General features: G+C 66.8%; 1 protein-coding gene. It reads left to right on the top strand.

From position 1 onward, the window contains the following. Positions 1-7: 7 nt before the first annotated feature. Positions 8-2,787 (top strand): methionine synthase (gene metH / locus DT019_RS38910; protein WP_114041723.1); only part of this gene is annotated, 2,780 nt, incomplete at its 3' end.

Genomic DNA, 2,787 nt, shown 5'->3' on the forward strand with positions numbered 1-2,787 from the left:
GACCCGTATCGACGCTTTGCGTGAGGCGCTGGCCACCCGGGTGGTGGTGGCTGATGGTGCGATGGGCACGATGTTGCAGGCGCAGGATCCGACTCTGGAGGACTTCCAGGATCTTGAGGGCTGCAATGAGGTCCTGAACGTGACCCGGCCCGACATTGTGCGTTCGGTCCACGAGGCGTATTTCTCGGTGGGTGTGGACTGTGTGGAGACCAACACCTTTGGTGCGAACCACACGGCGATGAGTGAGTACGACATCGCGCACCGCACGTTCGAGCTGTCCGAGTCGGGGGCCCGGATCGCCCGTGAGGTCGCGGATGAGTTCACTGCTTCGAGTGGGCGGCAGCGGTGGGTGCTGGGTTCCATCGGTCCGGGTACGAAGCTGCCGACGCTGGGGCACATCGACTACACGACGCTGCGTGACGGGTTCCAGCAGAACGCGGAGGGCCTGATCGCGGGCGGCGCGGACGCGCTGATCGTGGAGACCACCCAGGATCTCCTGCAGACCAAGTCCGCCATCCTCGGCGCGCGGCGGGCGATGGAGGCGTTGGGTGTCAGCCTGCCGTTGCTGGTGTCGCTGGCTTTCGAGACGACGGGCACCATGCTGCTGGGTTCCGAGATCGGTGCGGCGCTGACGGCGCTGGAGCCGCTCGGTGTGGACATGATCGGTCTGAACTGCTCGACGGGTCCGGCCGAGATGAGTGAGCATCTGCGGTATCTGACCCGGCACTCCCGTATTCCGCTGCTGTGCATGCCCAATGCGGGGCTGCCGGTGCTGACCCGGGACGGTGCGCACTTCCCGCTGGGCCCGCAGGGGCTGGCGGACGCGCAGGAGAACTTCGTCCGGGATTATGGCCTGTCGCTGGTGGGCGGGTGCTGCGGGACGACGCCGGAGCATCTGCGGCAGGTCGTGGAGCGGGTGCGCGGCAGCGTTCCCGCGGAGCGGGAGCCGCGTCCGGAGCCGGGGGCTGCGTCGTTGTATCAGTCGGTGCCGTTCCGGCAGGACACCTCTTATCTGGCGATCGGTGAGCGGACGAACGCGAACGGGTCGAAGAAGTTCCGTGAGGCGATGCTGGAGGGCCGCTGGGACGACTGTGTGGAGATGGCCCGGGACCAGATCCGTGAGGGCGCGCACATGCTCGATCTGTGTGTCGATTATGTGGGCCGGGACGGTGTGGCGGACATGGCGGAGCTGGCGGGGCGCTTCGCGACGGCCTCGACGCTGCCGATCGTGCTGGACTCGACGGAGCTGCCGGTCATCCGGGCGGGGTTGGAGAAGCTGGGCGGGCGGGCGGTCATCAACTCGGTCAACTACGAGGACGGTGACGGGCCCCAGTCGCGGTTCGCGAAGGTCACGCGCCTCGCGGTGGAGCACGGGGCGGCGCTGATCGCTTTGACCATCGACGAGGAGGGCCAGGCCCGCACCGTGGAGGCGAAGGTCGCCATCGCGGAGCGGCTGATCGCGGATCTGACGGGGAACTGGGGGGTGCGTGAGTCGGACATCCTCATCGACACGCTCACGTTCACGATCTGCACCGGGCAGGAGGAGTCCCGCAAGGACGGTATCGCCACCATCGAGGCGATCCGTGAGCTCAAGCGCCGTCACCCGGACGTGCAGACCACGCTGGGGTTGTCGAACATTTCCTTCGGTCTGAACCCGGCTGCCCGGGTGGTGCTGAACTCGGTGTTCCTGGACGAGTGTGTGAAGGCGGGTCTGGACTCGGCGATCGTGCACGCCTCGAAGATCGTGCCGATCGCCCGTCTGGAGCAGGAGCAGGTCCAGGTCGCCCTCGATCTGATCTATGACCGGCGCGCGGAGGGCTACGACCCGTTGCAGCGGCTGATGGAGCTGTTCGAGGGCGTCAACATGACGTCGATGAAGGCGGGCAAGGCCGAGGAGCTGGCCGCGCTGCCGCTGGAGGAGCGTCTCAAGCGGCGCATCATCGACGGTGAGAAGAACGGCCTGGAGGCCGACCTCGATGATGCTCTGACGACCACGCCGGCGCTGGACATCGTGAACAACACGCTGCTGGACGGCATGAAGGTGGTCGGTGAGCTGTTCGGGTCGGGGCAGATGCAGTTGCCGTTCGTGCTGCAGTCCGCCGAGGTGATGAAGAGCGCGGTCGCCCATCTGGAGCCGCACATGGAGAAGTCCGATGCCGAGGGCAAGGGCACGATCGTGCTGGCCACGGTGCGCGGTGACGTCCATGACATCGGGAAGAACCTCGTCGACATCATCTTGTCGAACAACGGCTACAACGTCGTCAATCTCGGTATCAAGCAGCCGGTCTCCGCGATCGTGGACGCGGCCCAGGAACACCGGGCCGACGTGATCGGCATGTCCGGTCTCCTGGTCAAGTCCACCGTGATCATGAAGGAGAACCTGGAGGAACTCAACCAGCGCAAGCTGGCGGCCGAATACCCCGTCATCCTCGGCGGCGCGGCCCTGACCCGGGCCTACGTCGAACAGGACCTCCACGAGATCTACGAGGGCGAGGTCCGCTACGCCCGCGACGCCTTCGAGGGCCTGCGCCTGATGGACGCCCTGATCGGCGTCAAGCGCGGGGTGCCCGGGGCGGTGCTGCCCGAGCTGAAGCAGCGCCGGGTCCCCAAGCGCGACACACCCGTCGCGGAGACCAGCGAACCCGAAGGCTCGGTGCGCTCCGACGTGGCCACCGACAACCCGATCCCGACCCCACCCTTCTGGGGCACCCGCGTCATCAAGGGCATCGGCCTCAAGGAATACGCCACCTGGCTCGACGAAGACGCCCTCTTCAAAGGCCAGTGGGG

The organism is Streptomyces sp. SDr-06 (genome assembly GCF_003324565.1).
Taxonomy (GTDB): domain Bacteria; phylum Actinomycetota; class Actinomycetes; order Streptomycetales; family Streptomycetaceae; genus Streptomyces.